Origin of the sequence: Ectopseudomonas guguanensis, assembly GCF_900104265.1 — a bacterium.
Lineage (GTDB): Bacteria > Pseudomonadota > Gammaproteobacteria > Pseudomonadales > Pseudomonadaceae > Aquipseudomonas > Aquipseudomonas guguanensis.
Genome location: NZ_FNJJ01000002.1, coordinates 355,330 through 374,041 on the forward strand (window position 1 = coordinate 355,330; position 18,712 = coordinate 374,041).

At 65.0% G+C, this 18,712-nt stretch carries 15 protein-coding genes; 11 read left to right on the forward strand and 4 right to left on the reverse strand.

The features are described from left to right. Positions 1-113: 113 nt before the first annotated feature. The 4 genes from speA to BLS61_RS04115 form a co-directional block, all read right to left on the reverse strand. Entirely contained in the window at positions 114-2,027 is a 1,914-nt protein-coding gene (speA, locus tag BLS61_RS04100; RefSeq protein WP_090427709.1) for an arginine decarboxylase, read from the reverse strand. Between the two features lie 122 nt (positions 2,028-2,149). Then, positions 2,150-2,521 carry a translation initiation factor Sui1 gene (locus BLS61_RS04105; protein WP_024306846.1) on the reverse strand — a complete coding sequence of 124 codons (372 nt, stop codon included), beginning with the start codon at positions 2,519-2,521 and terminating at the stop codon, positions 2,150-2,152. Positions 2,522-2,957: 436 nt separating this feature from the next. Then, the gene (locus BLS61_RS04110) at positions 2,958-3,494 is read right to left on the reverse strand and encodes an NUDIX hydrolase (protein ID WP_090427712.1); all 537 of its coding nucleotides are present in this window, start codon (positions 3,492-3,494) and stop codon (positions 2,958-2,960) included. Next, positions 3,494-4,546, reverse strand: coding sequence for a DUF2333 family protein (locus BLS61_RS04115; protein WP_090427715.1), 1,053 nt, complete (start codon positions 4,544-4,546; stop codon positions 3,494-3,496). Before BLS61_RS04115 ends, BLS61_RS04110 begins: the two co-directional genes overlap by 1 nt. Positions 4,547-4,803: 257 nt before the next feature. Between BLS61_RS04115 and BLS61_RS04120 the strand changes: the two genes are divergently transcribed. The 11 genes from BLS61_RS04120 to purH all read left to right on the forward strand — a co-directional run bounded on the left by BLS61_RS04120 (position 4,804) and on the right by purH (position 18,540). Further along, positions 4,804-6,417: a diguanylate cyclase gene (locus BLS61_RS04120; RefSeq protein WP_090427720.1), complete on the forward strand. Its 1,614-nt coding sequence runs from the start codon at positions 4,804-4,806 to the stop codon at positions 6,415-6,417. A gap of 107 nt (positions 6,418-6,524) precedes the next feature. After that, positions 6,525-8,489, forward strand: coding sequence for a methyl-accepting chemotaxis protein (locus tag BLS61_RS04125; protein WP_090427722.1), 1,965 nt, complete (start codon positions 6,525-6,527; stop codon positions 8,487-8,489). A 170-nt stretch (positions 8,490-8,659) separates the two neighbouring features. Beyond that, complete coding sequence (locus tag BLS61_RS04130; protein ID WP_090427725.1) at positions 8,660-10,405, forward strand: protein-disulfide reductase DsbD; 1,746 nt, start codon at positions 8,660-8,662, stop codon at positions 10,403-10,405. A gap of 144 nt (positions 10,406-10,549) precedes the next feature. Further along, positions 10,550-10,996 carry a type II 3-dehydroquinate dehydratase gene (gene aroQ, locus BLS61_RS04135; protein WP_090427727.1) on the forward strand — a complete coding sequence of 149 codons (447 nt, stop codon included), beginning with the start codon at positions 10,550-10,552 and terminating at the stop codon, positions 10,994-10,996. A gap of 50 nt (positions 10,997-11,046) precedes the next feature. Further along, on the forward strand, positions 11,047-11,508 hold the full coding sequence (accB, locus tag BLS61_RS04140; protein ID WP_090427730.1) for an acetyl-CoA carboxylase biotin carboxyl carrier protein: 462 nt from the start codon (positions 11,047-11,049) through the stop codon (positions 11,506-11,508). Between the two features lie 17 nt (positions 11,509-11,525). Beyond that, positions 11,526-12,881, forward strand: a complete 1,356-nt coding sequence (accC, locus tag BLS61_RS04145) for an acetyl-CoA carboxylase biotin carboxylase subunit (protein ID WP_090427732.1) — start codon at positions 11,526-11,528, stop codon at positions 12,879-12,881. A gap of 148 nt (positions 12,882-13,029) precedes the next feature. Continuing rightward, positions 13,030-13,908 carry a 50S ribosomal protein L11 methyltransferase gene (gene prmA, locus BLS61_RS04150; RefSeq protein ID WP_090427735.1) on the forward strand — a complete coding sequence of 293 codons (879 nt, stop codon included), beginning with the start codon at positions 13,030-13,032 and terminating at the stop codon, positions 13,906-13,908. A 118-nt stretch (positions 13,909-14,026) separates the two neighbouring features. Next, positions 14,027-15,295, forward strand: coding sequence for a DUF3426 domain-containing protein (locus BLS61_RS04155; RefSeq protein WP_090427738.1), 1,269 nt, complete (start codon positions 14,027-14,029; stop codon positions 15,293-15,295). A 229-nt stretch (positions 15,296-15,524) separates the two neighbouring features. After that, a complete protein-coding gene (gene dusB / locus BLS61_RS04160; protein ID WP_090427741.1) occupies positions 15,525-16,523 on the forward strand; it encodes a tRNA dihydrouridine synthase DusB in 999 nt (332 codons plus the stop codon). After that, entirely contained in the window at positions 16,520-16,840 is a 321-nt protein-coding gene (fis, locus tag BLS61_RS04165; protein WP_003242613.1) for a DNA-binding transcriptional regulator Fis, read from the forward strand. The genes dusB and fis overlap by 4 nt, the downstream gene beginning before the upstream one ends. 92 nt (positions 16,841-16,932) lie before the next feature. After that, positions 16,933-18,540, forward strand: coding sequence for a bifunctional phosphoribosylaminoimidazolecarboxamide formyltransferase/IMP cyclohydrolase (gene purH, locus BLS61_RS04170; RefSeq protein WP_090427744.1), 1,608 nt, complete (start codon positions 16,933-16,935; stop codon positions 18,538-18,540). Positions 18,541-18,712 lie beyond the last annotated feature (172 nt).

The window sequence follows — 18,712 nt, forward strand, 5'->3', positions numbered from 1 at the left end:
GGGAGGCGCCGCTAAAGCGCCTCCCACAGGGCAACACCGTAGCCCGGATGCAATCCGGGAACGATGCCCGACATTGCACCGCCCCGAATTGCATCCGCGCTACCGGAGGCCGCCTATGAAGCCAGGTAGGACGAACGGGTCAGGCCCAGGCGCAAGGCATCGAGGAACTGGGTGCGCTCACGGGCGCTGATGCGCGCGCTGGCCACCTTGTCGCGGTAGTGGGTCATCAGCTCCTCGGGCGACAGGTGCACGTAGCGCAGCATGTCCTCGATGGTGTCGTGGGTCTCGATGCCTGCATGCACCACGCTGCCATCGGCGCCCTGGTAGATGTTCACCGAGTCGGTATCGCCGAACAGGTTGTGCATGTCGCCGAGAATTTCCTGATAGGCGCCGACCAGGAAGATGCCCAGCACGTAATCCTCGCCTTCACGCAACTCGTGCACCGGCAGGCTGGTCTCGATGGACTGCTCGTCGACGTACTGGCGGATCTTGCCGTCGGAGTCACAGGTCAGGTCCTGCAATACGGCGCGGCGCAGCGGCTCCTCGTCCAGGCGCGACAGCGGCAGGATCGGCAGGATCTGGCCGATGGCCCAGGTGTCCGGCAGGCTCTGGAACACCGAGAAGTTGCAGATGTACTTGTCGGCGAGCTTGTCGTTGAGTTCGTCGAGCACCGCGCGGTGCGAACGCTGACGGGCCTTGAGCTGGTTGTGCAGGCGACGGCAGATGGCGAAGTAGCACTGTTCGGCCAGGGCTTTCTGCGCCAGGCTGAGCTTGCCGGCCGAATACTGCGCGGCGACTTCCTCGATGTAGTGGGTGGCGCGCCAGTAGGTTTCGGCGACCATCTCCGGGTCGCTGTCTTCGAGCAGCTCGATCAGCACCTGCAGCACTTCCGGCTGCTCGGCGCTCGGGTCGATCTCCGGCACCCTGTCGTTATGCCGCTCGACATCGGTGACCTGCACCAGCAGCACCGCATGGTGCGCGGTCATCGCCCGGCCGCTCTCGGAGAAGATGTGCGGATGGGGGATTTCCTGGCGGTCGCAGAATTCCTTGAGCATGTCGACCACGGCATCGGCGTAGTCCTGCATGTCGTAGTTGATCGAGCTGGCGTTGCGCGAGTGGGTGCCGTCGTAGTCCACGCCCAGGCCGCCACCGACGTCGATGTGATCGACCGGCAGGCCCATGGCGCGCAGCTCGCCGTAATAGCGGATGGCCTCGCGGAAACCCTTGCGGTAGTCGGCGATGTTGGCGATCTGCGACCCCATGTGAAAGTGCAGCAGACGAATGCCCTGGTCCAGCCCGGCCGCGCGGAAGCGCTCGACCACCGAGAGGATCTGCGCGGCGGACAGGCCGAACTTGGACTTCTCGCCACCGGTGTCGGCCCACTTGCTTGATGCCAGCGAGGACAGGCGCACACGCAGGCCGATCTGCGGGGCGACCTTGAGTTCGGCGGCCTCCTCGATCACCAGGGCGACTTCCGACTCCTTCTCGATGACGATGAATACGTTGTGACCGAGCTTCTGCCCCATCAGCGCCAGGCGGATGAACTCGCGGTCCTTGTAGCCGTTGCAAACTATGGTGCCGCCCTTCGGTGCCAGCGCCAGCACGGCCAGCAGCTCGGGCTTGGAGCCGGCTTCCAGGCCGATGGAGACATTCTGCGTGGCGATGATGTTCTCGATCACCGCTTCCTGCTGGTTGACCTTGATCGGATACAACGCGGTGTAGCGGCTCTGGTATTCCAGGCGCGCGATGCTGGCGTCGAAGGCGCCGGTCAGGCGGCGCACGCGATCCTGCAGGATGTCCGGGAAGCGCACCAGCAAGGGCAGCGACAGGCCGCTCTGACGCAGCTCGTCGACCTGATCGTAGAGATCGATGGGCGCGCTGTCCGGGCCGTTGGGGCGTACTTCGACACGCCCGGCATCGTTGATCGAAAAATAGCCGGCGCCCCAATGGCGAATGCCATAGACACTGCGGCTATCGGCTACGGTCCATTGGCTGCCGTCGTCTTTGCGGGTGCGTCGTGCGGACATCGGGTTCTCCCATGAGGATGAGTCTGGCCTTCTGGATGGCCAGCCTGGAAATTAAGGGTGCAAGATGACGTTTGCTCGGCGGTTGACCGCATGAGCGTCATCGAAGTTTAGAAAAGGACTGGTCAGCCGCCGGACTTCTTCGCGGTAAAACCGCGCTTGCTCAACTCGGCGAGCAACAGATCGACATGATCGCCCTGAATCTCGATCACCCCGTCCTTCAGCGCACCGCCGGTACCGCAGCGTTTCTTCAGCGCGCTGGCCAGTTCCTTGAGCGGTTCCTCGGCCAGCGGTACACCGCTTACCGTGGTGACGGTCTTGCCGCCACGGCCCTTGGTTTCACGGCGCACACGGGCAATGCCATCACCCTCGGGGATGCGTGTCTGTTTGCAGATGCAGGCATCCACCGGCTGGTTGCAGTCCGGGCAATGGCGACCGCCATCGGTGGAATAGACGAGACCGCTCAGGGCGGAAAATGACGAAGCTTTCTTGACCACCGGCTTGTCCTCGTAGGGGTCAGGATAGCGACTGGCCGACGGGCGTCGACCGCGAAGCCCCACTCAGGCAGGGGCAGCGCAGGCGGACAGGCGTCCGCCGAAAAGGTCGCGCAGTGTAACGGCAAAGGCGGCGCTTGCTAAGTATGAATTTGCGTCATTGTGCGGCACTTTGGCGACGCCGTTCGCCATCATGCACGCGGCGCTCGGAATCCGCGACGCGGTAGGGTGCGCTGTGTGCACCTTGCCAGCGTCCATCGCCACATTCGGCGTGGTGCCGGAGCTTCCGAATTCCGTGAAACGTAGGGTGCACCGTGCGCACCAGGGCCCTATTCGAGGTTGAAGGCGGTGCGCACGGCGCACCCTACGCGCAGGAGCTAACACAACCACCCTCTCCCGCAAGCGGGAGAGGGTCATCAGCCGGCCGCAAGCGACCTGTTTATGGCCTTTTTATATAGCGCTCCAGCGCTGCCAGCGAATCCGGGCAATACGGCAGGTGGCGGGTTTCCTCCAGCGCCTGCTCGATGCTGATGAAGCGTGCCTCCAACACCTCTTCCGGCTGCAATACCAGCGGCGCATCGGACACCGCCGAATAGGCCATGCACCACAGGCGGCTTTCCGGGGCGTCGTAGAGAAAGTGCGCATGCTCGACCAGCGCAACATCGACGATGCCCAGTTCCTCGGCCAGCTCGCGCTCGGCGGAAAGCCGGTAGTCCTCGCCCTCGAGCACCATGCCGCCGGCCGCCACGTCCCAGTAACCGGGATACAGCGCCTTGCTCAGGGTGCGCCGATGCACGCAGAGCAGCCCGGCCGAGTTGAACAACAGGATATAGGTGCCGCGACCGATCAGCCGCCGCTCGCGCAGTTCGGCGCGGGTCACGCCGCCGAGCGGCCGGTCCTGCTCGTCGACCCAGGCGACGCGCTCCAGATCCGAAGCGGCGCGGTGCGCCGCCTCGGTCGCCGAGATCGCGTCCATCAGCCCTGGCTCAGCAGCTGACGCAGGTCGATCAGGCCGGCGTTGGCGCGGGAAATGTAGTTGGCCATCACCAGCGAATGGTTGGCGAGGATGCCGTAGCCGCTGCCATTGAGGATCATCGGGCTCCACAGGGTGGCCTGCGCCGCCTCCAGCTCGCGGATGATCTGGCGCACGCTGACCGTGGCATTCTTCTTCGCCAGCACGTCGGCGAAGTCGACCTCGATGGCGCGCAGCAGGTGAGCCAGCGCCCAGGCCTGACCACGGGCCTCGTAGAACACGTTGTCGATCTGCAGCCAGGGCGTCTCGTACACGCCATCTCGCCCGACCAGGCCGGACTCTTCGGCGTCGTTGCCAATCTGCAGGTTCTCGTTCAGACGCACCTGACCGACGCTGGCGGACAGGCGTTGGGACAGCGAGCCAAGGCGGGTGCCGGCATCGCCCAGCCAGTTGTTGAGGTTGTCGGCACGGGCATAGAACTGCGCGTTCTTCTCGCTCAGGTTGGCCAGGTATCGATCCAGCGACTTGATGCCTTCGCGATACTCGGACTCGGAGGCCGGCAGCGCCCAGCTCTTGTTGTCGAAGTGAAAGCGCGGCTCGGCCTTGGCCAGGTCCGGGTTTTCCGTGGACTGCGACTGCGAACGGGCGAAATCCTTGCGCAGCGCGCGGGAGAAGTCGCGTACCTGCACCAGCACGCCGTATTCCCAGCTCGGCATGTTGTCCAGCCACAGGCCGGGCGGGGCGAGGTCGTTGGACAGGTAGCCGCCCGGCTTGTCGAGCAGCGTGGTGGCGACCTGCTTGAGGGTCTCCACCGTGGTGTAGCCGGTGACCATCTGCCGCTGCGCCTGCTGCGCCGCGTTCTGTGCATGTTGCTGCACCTGGAAGGCAGACGGCTCCTGGCTCCAGTACCAGCCGACCACCAGGGCGATCAGCAGATAGACACCGAGCAGTCCGCCCAGGGCTCGGGCGATCAGGCTGCCGCCGCTGCGGTCGCCCTCCGAGGCCTTGTCGGCGCCGCCGAGCGAGTTCGTCGCGCGATTCTTCCAGTCCAGCATGGCAGTGTCCTTTTCAAGCGAATTCGTGTGTTCGACCACAACCGGCCTAACGGGTTGCGATCTGCTACGCACTATAAGGCAAGCCCGGAGCAAAACGCAGGGAGCGGCGGCAAACTTACCGCTGGTACGGGAAAACGATATTTCTGTCGCTTATTCGACAGAAAAACCAACGTCAATTGATCGACGGCAATGCCAGCCCGGCCATCAAGTGATAGCATCAAGCCACCACTGACTTAACCACCTACAGAAGTCGGCCCATGACCGAGCAAGCGGATCCCAGTCGTGATCGCCTCAAGCATCACTTCGCCCAACGCGTGATTCACCAGGCACGCCAGGTGCTGGAAGTCTGGCAACGCCTGCAGCGCAGCGAATGGAACGATGCCGGCATGCTCGAGCTGACCGAGGCCAACCTGCGCCTGCTGCGCTATGCCGAGCGCTTCGAGCAGCTCGAGCACGCACAACTGGCACAAAGCATCGGCGCCAGCCTGGACGAGGTGGTGGAAAACCGTGGCCGACTCAACAGTAGCCTGATCGCCCGCCTCAATCAGGCCATGCAGCGCCTCTCACGTACCGGTCTGCGTCATGGTGACGCCTTCGAACAGACCTTTCTGCCGCCGCTGCGCAAGCCGGTGTACATCGCCCTGCAGGACGCCCGGCGTGCCGAGCGCCTGGCCCAGCAACTGGACTTCTTCGGCCTCGCCGCGCAAGCCCTGAGCGATGAGCACGCCTTCCGCGCCGCCATCACCGAACGCCACCCTGCCGCCATCGTCATGGACGTCGACTTCGCCGGCGCCGGGCTGGAGCTGGCAGCCTCGGTGCAGGACGGACTGGAGCAGAAGATCCCGCTGCTGTTCTTCAGCCACTGCGATACCGACACCCCGACCCGCCTGGCCGCGGTACGCGCCGGCGGCCAGGAGTTCTTCACCGGTTCGCTGGATGCCTCGAGCCTGCTCGAACGCATCGAGGTGCTGACCCACGTCTCGCAGTACGACCCCTACAAGGTGCTGATCGTCGACGACTCCAAGGCCCAGGCGACCCACACCGAGCGCGTGCTCAACAGCGCCGGCATTCTCACCCATACCCTGACCGAGCCGATCCAGGCGATGGACGCGCTGGCCGAGTTCCAGCCCGACCTGATCATCCTCGACATGTACATGCCCGAGTGCAACGGCACCGAGCTGGCCAAGGTGATCCGCCACAACGACCGCTACGTCAGCGTGCCGATCATCTACCTGTCGGCCGAGGACGACCTGGACAAGCAGCTCGACGCCATGAGCGAGGGCGGCGACGACTTCCTCACCAAACCGATCAAGCCGCGCCACCTGATCGCTACCGTGCGCAACCGCGCCGCCCGCGCACGCAACCTCAAGGCGCGCATGGTGCGTGACAGCCTCACCGGCCTGTACAACCACACCCACACCCTGCAGCTGCTCGAGGACGCCTGCTTCCGCGCGCGCCGCGAAGAGCATCCGCTGGCCTTCGCCATGCTCGACATCGACCACTTCAAGAAGGTCAACGACACCTATGGTCACCCCATGGGCGACAGGGTGATCAAGAGCCTGGCGCTGTTTCTCAAGCAGCGCCTGCGCAAGACCGACCATATCGGCCGTTACGGTGGCGAAGAATTCGCCGTGGTACTGCCCGATACCGACGAGCAGTCGGCGCTCAAGGTGCTGGAGGAAATTCGCCAGCGATTCGCCGAAATCCACTACCCGGCCCAGCCGCAGGACCTGTCCTGCACCTTCAGTTGCGGTATCGCCATGCTGCAACCGGGGCTCGATGGCAACGCGCTGTCCAAACGTGCCGACGAAGCGCTGTACAAGGCCAAGCATGGCGGCCGCAATCGAGTGGAGCTTTACGGTGACGCCTGATTCGCCGCGGATCGCCGCAGAAACGTGACCTGGCGCACAGCGTCATCAGGCTGTAACCAAACCGCAATAAGCTCGCGCGCATCGTTCAGTCGTCGATCGAGCCCGCCATGCGCCTCAAGCTGCTCACCAATCTCAATACCCTGCTGCTGGTCACCGTCTGCGTCGCCCTGGGCGCGACGCTCTGGTGGTCGCAGCGCGCATTGCAGCAGCCGGTGCAGTTGATGGAGCGCTACCTGACGCTGTCCCAGCAGTTCCAGCATGAGGTGGCCGACAATATTCAGGCCTACCTGGCCAGTGGCAACGCCGTGCAGCACAGCGCCGCGACCCAGGCCATCGACCTTTTCGACGAGTCCCTTGAGCAACTGCCGCCCCAGCTGACTGCCGAGCTGCGCCCCAGCCTGGAACAGCTGCGCGAGTTCAGCGCCAACCAGTTGCTCGCGGCCGGCAAGCTGGCCGGCGACCCGCAGGGGCTGCTGCTGCAGGCCGAGCGCGAGATGCTCGCCACGCTGGAACAGCTGAGCCAGTACGTCGAGAGCGCCGGCAGCCCGAACGCCGCCAACTACCGCAAGCCGCTGCAGGAGGCGGGCTCGCGCCTGCTCAAGCTGGCCCATGCCCGCGAGCGCTTCATCAGCCAGGGCCGTAGCGAACTGCTCGGCGACGTCGAGCGCGAACTCAAGGCCCTGAGCCAGCAGGTAGAAACGCTCGACAGCCTGCCGCTGCTCGGCGTGCAGCAGGCCGACAGTTCCGCCAGCATCGGCTTCGCCGCCCTGCTCGGCCTGGATGACGCCGAGCAGGAGCAACAGGCGCAGGACCGCGGCATCGACCTGAAACGCGAGCTGAGCACCTTGGTGCGCCGCTACCCCGGCGAACTGCAGCGCACCCGTGAGCTGGTCGAGCAGCGCCAGCAACTGGCCGTGACCACCGGCGAGCGCGTGAGCCAGGTGCAACAGGCGCTGGCGGCGCTGGAGCCGCTGGTGAAGGGCGAATACGCACGCATCCAGGGTGAGGTGCGCCTGATCCAGGGCCTGATGATCGGCCTGATCCTGCTCATCGCCCTGGTCATCGACCGCATCCAGCGGCGCCTGTCGCAGGTGCTCGGGCGCCTGGTGCCGGCACTCTCGCAGTGGGCCGGGGGCGACTTCGGCACGGCGATCAGCATCGATTCGCGCACCCGCGAGCTGCGCGATATCGAGGACTCGCTCAATCACCTGCGCCGCTATCTGGTGGACCTGGTGGCCAGCATCCGCGGCCATGCCGAACAGGTCGCCGGCTCCAGCCGTACCCTGGCCGACCTCAGCGGCGGCCTGCACCGCGGCGCCGAACGCCAGGCCGGCGATACCGCGCTGATCCGCGACGCACTCGGCGAGCTGGAGGCGACCATCGGCCAGGTCGCCCAGGACGCCAGCCAGACCGCCGATGCCAGCCGCGACGCCGACCGCGCCCTGGTTCATGGCCAGCAGGTCATCGGCCAGAGCCTGGAAGGCCTGCATGCGCTGGTCAGCGAAGTGCAGGGCAATGCCCAGGCCATCGAGCGCCTGGCCGACGAGACCGCCACCATCGGTGGCGTGCTGACGGTGATTCGCGGCATCGCCGAACAGACCAACCTGCTTGCCCTCAACGCCGCCATCGAGGCAGCGCGGGCCGGTGAGGCCGGCCGCGGTTTCGCCGTGGTCGCCGACGAGGTGCGCTCGCTGTCGCAACGCACCGGCAGCGCCACCGCGGAAATCCAGGATGTCATCGGCCGCCTGCAACAGGCCGCCCACCAGTCCGTGCAGGCGATGCGCGCCCAGGTCGAGCATGCCGAGGCCACCGCAGGCAAGGCCGAGGCCGCCGATGGCGCGCTGGATCAGATGGTCAGTGCCATCCGCACCATCGCCAGCATGGCCGAGCGCATCGCCGAGGCCACCGCGCAGCAGAGCGGCGCGGTCGGCGAGATTCGCGAGCACGGCGAACGCATCCATCAGCTGGGCGACGAAAACCTTGGCCTGATCGCCAACGGACGCAACGAAAGCGAGCGCCTGCTGCAGCTTGGCGGCCAGCTGCACAGCGCCGTGCAGGCGTTTCGCGTCTAGGCTCGGCACAAAGCACCCTGCGACAAGGCAGCGCAGGCCGGAACTCGACGGCAGCGGCCCGCTCCAAGGCTGCGCCCATCCTCCGCATCCGCCGCTTCGGCGCGGCGGTGACGATGCGCCGGGGCGCTTTCCGGTATCATGCCGCCACCTTTCGCCGAGATATTCGCCCGATGTCACTGCGTCGACTGTTGCTTCCCCTGCTTCTGCTCTGCCTGAGCCTGCCCGCCAGCGCCAATCTGTTCGACCAGCGCCCGGCCGCGTCGCCGATTGGTGCACCGCTGAACAACAGCAGCGATTTCCTGCCCGTACGCGAAGCCTTCAAGCTGAGCCTGGTCAGCAGCGATGCCCAGGCGGTGACCCTGCGCTTCGTCGCCGCCGAGGGTTACTACCTCTATCGCCACCGCTTCAATTTCAGCGTCGAGCCGGCCGATCTGGTCCTCGGCGAGGCCGAGCTGCCCGCCGGCCAGGCCAAGCACGACGAATTCTTCGGCGATGTCGAGGTGTACTACGGCGTGCTGGACATCCGCCTGCCACTGGACAATCCGAACGAGCGCCCGCTGCGGCTGCAGGTCGGCTACCAGGGTTGCGCCGACAAGGGCCTGTGCTATCCGCCGGAAACCGAGTTCATCGAGATCGGTGATATGCCGACCAGCACATGGACATGGATGGATCTGGCACTCGCCTTTCTGGCAGGTCTCGGCCTGACATTCACGCCTTGCGTGCTACCCATGCTCCCTATCCTGTCGGGCGTGGTGCTACGCGGCCGGCCGAGCAATACGCGGGGTTTTGTCTTATCGCTCGCTTACGTGCTTCCAATGGCTGCCTGCTACGCCATTCTTGGCGCCTTGATGGGACTTTTTGGTGCCAGCCTTAATCTTCAAGCGATGCTGCAATCGCCTTGGATCTTAGTACCCTTCGCCACATTCTTTGCGATCTTCGCCTTGGCAATGTTCGGTGTATTTGAATTACGTCTACCGACATTCATCCAAGATCGTCTTGATCACCAGGCAAGCCAGATGAGAGGAGGGACAATAGCCGGAGCAGCATCGCTAGGCGTGCTTTCCAGCCTAATCGTGTCACCTTGCATTACCGCGCCTCTGACCGGACTGCTGTTGTATATCAGTACAACCGGCGACGCGCTCGGCGGTGGTCTGCAGCTATTCGCTCTGGGCCTTGGCATGGGCACCCCCTTGATCGTGTTTGGAGCGGGTGGCGGCGCGCTGCTGCCAAAAGCCGGCCCCTGGATGGTCACCGTGCGCAACGCCTTCGGCGTGCTGCTGCTGGCCGTTTCGGTCTGGCTGCTCGAACGCGTGCTGCCGGGCAGCCTCAGCCTGGCGCTGTGGGGCCTGCTGGCCGGTGGTGTGGCGGTGTTCCTCGGCGCCCTGGAGTTCGGCCCCAGGACGCACCGGCAGAAGCTCGGCCAGATCGCCGGATTGGCACTGCTGGTCTATGCCCTGGCCGCCTGGGTCGGCGCGCTGCAGGGCGCCAGCGATCCGCTGCGGCCGCTTGGCCAGTTGCAGGCCGGCAGCGCCGCAGCGAGCGCCAAGAGCGGCGCCTGGCAGACCCTGAGCAGCCCGGCCGAGCTGGACGCAGCCCTGGCAGAGGCGAAGAACGCGGGCCAGCCGCTGCTGCTGGACTGGTACGCCGACTGGTGCATCAGCTGCAAGGTGATCGAGCGCGAGGTGTTCGGCAATGCCGAGGTCGGCAGCAGGCTGGGCGGCTGGCGCCTGATCCGCTTCGACATCACCGACAGCAACGCTGCCCAGCGTGCCCTGCTGGATCGCTACAAGCTGTTCGGCCCACCCGCCATTCAGCTGTTCGCCGCCAATGGTGACGAATTGCTCGATCTGCGTGTCGTAGGTGAGGTCGATGCCGCCACCTTCGCCGCGCGCCTGGATCAGGCCAGCACGCGCTAATCGCTCCGCCCCAACCTGGCGCCGACCAGATCTGCCGCTATAGTCATATTTCTGCCGCAAACGCCGGGCATCGTGTCGACTATTGCCGACATCGGACCAGCTACGGCATAGTCCGGCGCAGCCTGAACAACAAGGAACGCGACCATGGCCACCCTACTGGTGCTGCACGGCCCCAACCTGAACCTGCTGGGCACCCGCGAGCCCGACAAATATGGCGCCACCACCCTCGCCCAGATCAACCAGGATCTGGAGCAGCGCGCCTGCGAAGCAGGCCACCATCTGCTGTACCTGCAGAGCAACGCCGAGTACGAGCTGATCGACCGCATTCACGCCGCAAAGGGTGAAGGTGTCGACTTTATCCTGATCAATCCCGCCGCTTTTACCCATACAAGCGTCGCATTACGTGACGCGTTGCTGGCGGTGAGCATCCCATTCATCGAAGTGCACCTGTCCAACGTGCACAAGCGTGAACCTTTCCGCCATCACTCCTACTTTTCCGACGTTGCCGTAGGGGTGATTTGCGGCCTTGGCGCCAGCGGTTATCGGCTGGCCCTGGAAGCGGCACTCGAACAACTGGCCGGGCGCGCCTGACGCGCAGCCTGGCAGACAAGTCCTACCTCACCTCTGGGAGTTGACCATTCATGGATATCCGTAAAGTCAAGAAACTGATCGAGCTGCTGGAAGAATCCGGTATCGACGAGCTGGAGATCAAAGAGGGCGAAGAGTCCGTTCGCATCAGCCGTCACAGCAAGCAGCCGACCTATGCCGCGCAGCCTGTCTATGCCCCGGCACCGGCTCCGGTAGCCGCTCCTGCAGCCGCGGCCGCCCCGAGCGCCGAGGCCGCTCCGGCCGCCGCGCCGAAGCTGAACGGCACCGTGGCTCGCTCGCCGATGGTCGGCACCTTCTACCGCGCCGCCTCGCCGACCTCGGCCAACTTCGTCGAAGTCGGTCAGACCGTGAAGAAAGGCGACATCCTGTGCATCGTCGAAGCGATGAAGATGATGAACCACATCGAAGCCGAAGCCAGCGGCGTGATCGAGTCCATCCTGGTGGAAAACGGCCAGCCGGTTGAGTACGACCAACCCCTGTTCACCATCGTTTGATGCGCGGGGAGCCTGCAATGCAGAAGCTGGAAAAAGTTCTTATCGCCAACCGTGGCGAAATCGCCCTGCGCATCCTGCGCGCCTGCAAGGAACTGGGCATCAAGACGGTGGCCGTGCACTCCACCGCCGACCGTGAGCTGATGCACCTGGGCCTGGCCGACGAGTCCGTCTGCATTGGTCCGGCGCCTGGTTCGCAGTCCTACCTGAACATCCCGGCCATCATCAGCGCCGCTGAAGTGACCGGCGCCACCGCCATCCACCCGGGTTACGGCTTCCTCGCCGAGAACGCCGACTTCGCCGAACAGGTGGAGAACTCCGGCTTCGCCTTCATCGGCCCGAAAGCCGACGTGATCCGCCTGATGGGTGACAAGGTGTCGGCCAAGGACGCCATGATCAAGTCCGGCGTGCCGGTGGTACCGGGCTCCGACGGCCCGTTGCCGGAAGACGAGGAAGAGGCCCTGCGCATCGCCCGTGAAGTGGGCTACCCGGTGATCATCAAGGCCGCCGGTGGCGGTGGTGGTCGCGGCATGCGCGTGGTGCACAAGGAAGAAGACCTGATCAAGTCGGCCAAGCTGACCCGCACCGAAGCCGGTGCCGCGTTCGGCAACCCGATGGTCTACCTGGAAAAGTTCCTCGGCAATCCGCGCCACGTGGAAGTCCAGGTGCTGTCCGATGGCCAGGGCAACGCCATCCACCTGTACGACCGCGACTGCTCGCTGCAGCGTCGCCACCAGAAGGTGATCGAAGAAGCTCCGGCCCCGCTGATCGACGAGAAGGCCCGCGCCGAAGTGCTCAAGCGCTGCGTCGATGCCTGCGTCGAGATCGGCTACCGTGGCGCCGGCACCTTCGAGTTCCTCTACGAAGACGGCCGTTTCTACTTCATCGAGATGAACACCCGTGTGCAGGTGGAGCACCCGGTCACCGAGATGGTCACCGGCATCGACATCGTCAAGGAGATGCTCAGCATCGCCGCCGGCAACAAGCTGTCGATCAAGCAGGAAGACGTGAAGATCCTCGGCCACTCCATCGAGTGCCGGATCAACGCCGAAGACCCGGACAACTTCATGCCCAGCCCCGGCAAGGTCAAGCACTTCCATGCTCCGGGCGGCAATGGCGTTCGCGTCGACTCGCACCTGTACAGCGGCTACAGCGTCCCCCCGCACTACGACTCGCTGATCGGCAAGCTGATCACCTTCGGCAAGGACCGCGACGAAGCCATGGCGCGCATGCGCAATGCCCTGGACGAGATCGTCGTCGACGGCATCAAGACCAACGTGCCGCTGCACCGCGACCTGACCCGCGACAAGGGTTTCGTCAAAGGCGGCGTGAACATCCACTACCTGGAAAAGAAACTGGGTATGGACAAGCACTAAGCTTCAGGCTTCAGGCTTCAGGCTTCAGGCTTCAGGCTTCAGGCTTGCCAGATTATGATGTACCACCTCGGAGCGGCCTCGGCCGCTCCTTTCTTTTTCCTGCGGCCTGCAGCCTGACGCCTGCAGCCGCTCCCGAAGGGAGCCCCCCATGCCCTGGTTACAAGTCCGTCTCGCCATCACTCCCGAACAGGCGGAAACCTACGAGGATGCCCTGCTGGAAGTAGGCGCCGTATCGGTGACCTTCATGGATGCCGAGGATCAGCCGATCTTCGAGCCGGACCTGGGCACTACCCCGCTGTGGTCGCACACCCATTTGCTGGCCCTGTTCGAAGCCGACACCGACGAGACCGCACTGCTCGCCCATCTGCAGCTGCTGTGTGGCGGCGATCTGCCGGAGCATCATGTCGAGCGCATCGAGGATCAGGACTGGGAGCGCAGCTGGATGGATGGCTTCCAGCCGATGCGTTTCGGCCAGCGCCTGTGGATCGTGCCGAGCTGGCACGCCGCGCCGGAGCCGGATGCGGTCAACCTGCTGCTCGATCCGGGCCTGGCCTTCGGCACTGGCACCCACCCGACCACCGCGCTGTGTCTGGAATGGCTCGACGGCCAGAAGCTCGATAACTGCAGCGTGCTCGATTTTGGCTGCGGCTCGGGCATCCTGGCGATCGCCTCCCTGCTGCTCGGCGCACCGCAGGCGGTGGGCACCGATATCGACCCGCAGGCGCTGGAAGCCTCGCGCGACAACGCCTCGCGCAACGGCATCGACCCGGCACGCTTCCCGGTCTACCTGCCGGCCGATCTGCCGCAGCAGCCGGCGGACGTGGTCGTCGCCAACATCCTCGCCGGCCCGCTGGTTTCCCTGGCACCTCAGATCACCGCGCTGGTCAAAGCCGGTGGACGCCTGGCGCTGTCGGGCATCCTCGCCGAGCAGGCCGAAGAAGTACGCACTGCCTATGCAGGCGCCTTCGACCTCGACCCCACGGCGGAAAAGGACGGCTGGGTGCGGATCAGCGGCGTCAAGCGCTGAAGCAGGCGGCAGGCAAAGCAGAATGGCGTCCGGCCGCCTTTGCATTTGCCTGCAGCCTTTAGCTTGCAGCCTGAAGCTGCTCCTTTAGACTAGCTGCCTCGAACTCCCGGACCCGCGCATGAGCGAAAGCCACGTCACCCAGTGCCCCCATTGCCGTACCAGCTTCCGCGTCAGCCAGGCGCAGCTGGCTGCTGCCCATGGCGCCGTGCGCTGCGGTGCCTGCCTGCACGTGTTCAACGCCGCCGAGCAGCTGTTCGGCCGCCGCACGGCAACACCGGCGCCGGTCAAGCCGGCCAGTGCGCCAGCCAGCCAGGTTCAGCCGGACAGCACCGCCAAGCCACCCGCCAAGAAGCCCATTGACGACACGCTGTGGATCCATGACGACCTCGACCTGGACAGCCTCGACCTGGACGAGGAACTGGCCAGGCTGGAAGAACAGGAACAACAGCTGTCGCAACAGTTCCTCGCACTGGAGCGGGCACCGCGCCATACCGAGACCTTTGCCAGCAGTGCCCTCGATGACCGGCAAGAGCCGCACGACGAGGCCTGGGCCGAAGCCCTGCTGCGCGACGAACCGGTTAAACGCGAGCGCACCGACTTCGAACTGCAGCCGAACGAAGAGCAACCGGCGCCCGCCACCACCCCCGAGCCCAAAGCAGTCGAACGGGTCGCCCCCACACCGCGCAGGCAGCAGCCCATCGCCGACGAGCTCGACGAAGTCGCCGAGCCGCGCCTGGGCGATCTCGATGACGAACCGGACGAACCGCAGCAGCAGGAAGAGGACCCTCGCAGCGCACGTGAAGAGCCCAAGGTGGCGCGCAGCGAGCCGGGCCTGCGTGACGAGCGCCTGTTCGAACTGGACGACGAACCCCTGCAGCTCGAATGGCGCCAGCCTCAGGGCACCTCCTGGGGGCGCCTGTTCGGCTGGAGCCTGCTCAACCTGCTGGCCGCCGGCGGCCTGCTGGCCCAATATACGATCTACAACTTCGACGAACTGGCGCGCCAGGACCGTTATCGTCCCTGGTTCGAACAGCTGTGCCCGAGCATAGGCTGCAGCCTGCCGTCGAAGGTCGACATCGGCCAGATTCGCAGCAGCAACCTGGTAGTGCGCAGCCACCCGGAGTTCTCCGGCGCCCTGATCGTCGACGCCATTCTCTACAACCGTGCCCCCTTCGCCCAGCCCTTCCCGTTGCTGGAAATGCGCTTCGCCGACCTGGGCGGACAACTGGTCGCCAGTCGCCGCTTCAAGCCCAGCGAGTACCTCGCCGGCGAGCTGGCCGGACAGAGCGAAATGCCGCCGCAGACGCCCATCCACATCTCCCTGGACATCCTCGACCCGGGCACCCGGGCGGTGAACTACAGCCTCAGCTTCCATTCCCCGGAATAGCCTGCAGCCCGCGCGACACCTGGCCGCAGGCCTTCCATCTAACTCCCGGCGATAAGGCCATCGCTGTTCAGAATTTGTTCAAAACAGCCTTTATCCGGCCATCCAGAGCGGGTATCATGCCCACCCTTTCGCGAGCACAGGTCCGTCACCGTTCCCCCAGAGGACACGGTGGAGGCCAGGTGTTGATCGCCCTTTGTCTCAAATGCGAACCAACAAGCAGGGACGCCCCATGTCGGCCCCACGTATTGGCCCCTACACATTGCCCAATCGGTTGATCCTGGCCCCCATGGCCGGCGTCACCGATCGCCCGTTCCGCCAGCTGTGTCGCCGTCTTGGCGCCGGCCTGGTGGTGTCGGAGATGGTCACCAGCGATGTGCGCCTGTGGAACAGCCGTAAATCCAGCCTGCGCCTGCTGCATGCCGGTGATCCGGAGCCGCGCTCGGTGCAGATCGCCGGCGGCGACCCGCAGATGATGGCCGAGGCGGCGCGCAAGAACGTCGAACTGGGCGCGCAGATCATCGACATCAACATGGGCTGCCCGGCCAAGAAGGTCTGCAACAAGGCCGCTGGTTCGGCGCTGATGCGCGACGAGCCGCTGGTGCGCGAGATCCTCGAGGCGGTGGTCGGCGCGGTGGACGTACCGGTGACCCTGAAGATCCGCACCGGCTGGGACCGGCAGAACAAGAACGGCATCACCGTGGCGAAGATCGCCCAAGATGCCGGCATTTCCGCTCTTTCCGTACACGGCCGCACCCGCGCCGACCTGTACACCGGCGAAGCCGAATACGAGACCATCGCCGCCATCAAGCAGGCGATATCGATTCCGGTGTTCGCCAATGGCGACATCGACTCCCCACAAAAAGCCAAGGCCGTGCTCGACGCCACCGGCGCCGACGCCTTGCTGATCGGTCGCGCCGCGCAGGGCCGGCCGTGGATCTTCCGTGAAATCGAGCACTACCTGCGTACCGGCGAAACCCTGCCGGCACCGAGCCTGCTCGAAGTGGAACGCATCCTGCTGGAACACCTGGCCGCACTGCACGCCTTCTATGGCGAATTGATGGGCGTACGCATCGCCCGCAAGCATGTCGGCTGGTATCTGGCAACCCTGCCGGGCGCCAGGGTGTTTCGCGCCCAGTTCAACCGTCTGGACAGTACGGACGCACAGTGCGCCCACGTTCGCGCGTTCTTTCGCGAACGGCACAACGATGGAAACGAGGTGGCCGCATGACGTTGATGACAGAGACCCTAGTGAGTGGAATTGCACCCGTGAGTGACAACACCAGCCTTAAACAGCACCTGAACACGCCGAGCGAAGAGGGCCAGACCCTGCGCGGCGCCGTGGAGAAGGCGCTGCACAACTACTTCGCCCATCTCGAGGGCGCGGACGTCACCGACGTGTACAACCTGGTGCTCACCGAAGTCGAAGCGCCGTTGCTGGAAACCGTCATGAATCACGTGAAGGGTAACCAGACCAAGGCCTCCGAGCTGCTCGGCCTGAACCGCGGCACGCTGCGCAAGAAACTCAAGCAGTACGACCTTCTCTAAAAGCGGCGACAGGCCTCAGGCTGCAGGCGGCAGGCAGACCGCCACGGCCTGCAGCCTGTGGCCAGAAGCCTGAAGCCTTTACTGGAATCACTATGACCGACCAGACCACCCGCCTCCCCGTTCGCCGCGCGCTGATCAGCGTTTCCGACAAGACCGGCATCCTCGATTTCGCTCGCGAGCTGGCCGCCCTCGGCGTGGAAATCCTCTCCACCGGCGGCACCTACAAGCTGCTCAAGGACAACGGCGTGAGCGCAGTGGAAGTCGCCGACTACACCGGTTTCCCGGAAATGATGGACGGCCGCGTCAAGACCCTGCACCCGAAGATCCATGGCGGCATCCTCGGTCGCCGTGCGCTGGACGGCACGGTGATGGACGAGCACGGCATCAAGCCGATCGATCTGGTCGCGGTCAACCTCTACCCCTTCGAAGCCACCGTGGCCAAGCCTGATTGCTCCCTGCCCGATGCCATCGAGAACATCGACATCGGCGGCCCGACCATGGTCCGCTCGGCGGCGAAGAACCACAAAGATGTGGCCATCGTGGTCAACACCGGCGACTACGCCGGCATCGTCGAGTCCCTCAAGGCAGGCGGCCTGACCTACGCCCAGCGTTTCGACCTGGCGCTGAAGGCCTTCGAGCACACCGCCGCCTACGACGGCATGATCGCCAACTACCTGGGCACCATCGACCAGGCGGCGGACACCCTGTCCACCGAAGGCCGCGGTGCCTTCCCGCGCACCTTCAACAGCCAGTTCGTCAAGGCGCAGGAAATGCGCTACGGCGAGAACCCGCACCAGAGCGCAGCCTTCTACGTCGAGGCGAAGAAGGGCGAAGCCAGCGTTTCCACCGCCGTGCAGCTGCAGGGCAAGGAACTGTCGTTCAACAACGTGGCCGACACCGACGCCGCGCTGGAATGCGTGAAGAGCTTCGTCAAGCCGGCCTGCGTCATCGTCAAGCACGCCAACCCGTGCGGCGTGGCCGTGGTACCGGAAGACGAAGGCGGCATCCGCAAGGCCTACGACCTGGCCTACGCCACCGATACCGAGTCGGCGTTCGGCGGCATCATCGCCTTCAACCGCGAGCTGGATGGCGAAACTGCCAAGGCCATCGTCGAGCGTCAGTTCGTCGAAGTGATCATCGCCCCGAAAATCTCCGCCGCCGCCCGTGAAGTGGTGGCGGCCAAGGCCAACGTGCGCCTGCTCGAATGCGGCGAATGGTCGGCCGAGCGCGCTGCGGGCTGGGACTTCAAGCGCGTCAATGGTGGTTTGCTGGTACAGAGCCGCGACATCGGCATGATCGCTGCCTCCGACCTGAAGATCGTCACCCAGCGCGCGCCGAGCGAGCAGGAAATCCATGACCTGATCTTCGCCTGGAAAGTGGCCAAGTTCGTCAAATCCAACGCCATCGTCTACGCCAAGAACCGCCAGACCGTCGGTGTCGGCGCCGGCCAGATGTCGCGCGTCAACTCTGCACGCATCGCCGCGATCAAGGCCGAGCACGCCGGCCTGCAGGTGCAGGGCGCGGTAATGGCCTCCGACGCCTTCTTCCCGTTCCGCGACGGCATCGACAACGCCGCCAAGGCCGGCATCACCGCGGTGATCCAGCCGGGTGGTTCGATGCGCGACAACGAGGTGATCGCGGCCGCCGACGAGGCCGGCATTGCCATGGTATTCACCGGCATGCGCCATTTCCGGCACTGAGTGACAGGGACGCACTGAAGCAGGCATCTGCTGCGTTGTCCGGCCCCTCCCCAATGCTCATTGCCAGAAGGCAACTCCGCTTGGGGAGGGCCCGGACGCCTTGCATCTACCCGCTCCATCGCGCCCCCGAAGGTCTGCAGGAATAAGCTTTTGTAGGGTGGATGACGCTTTT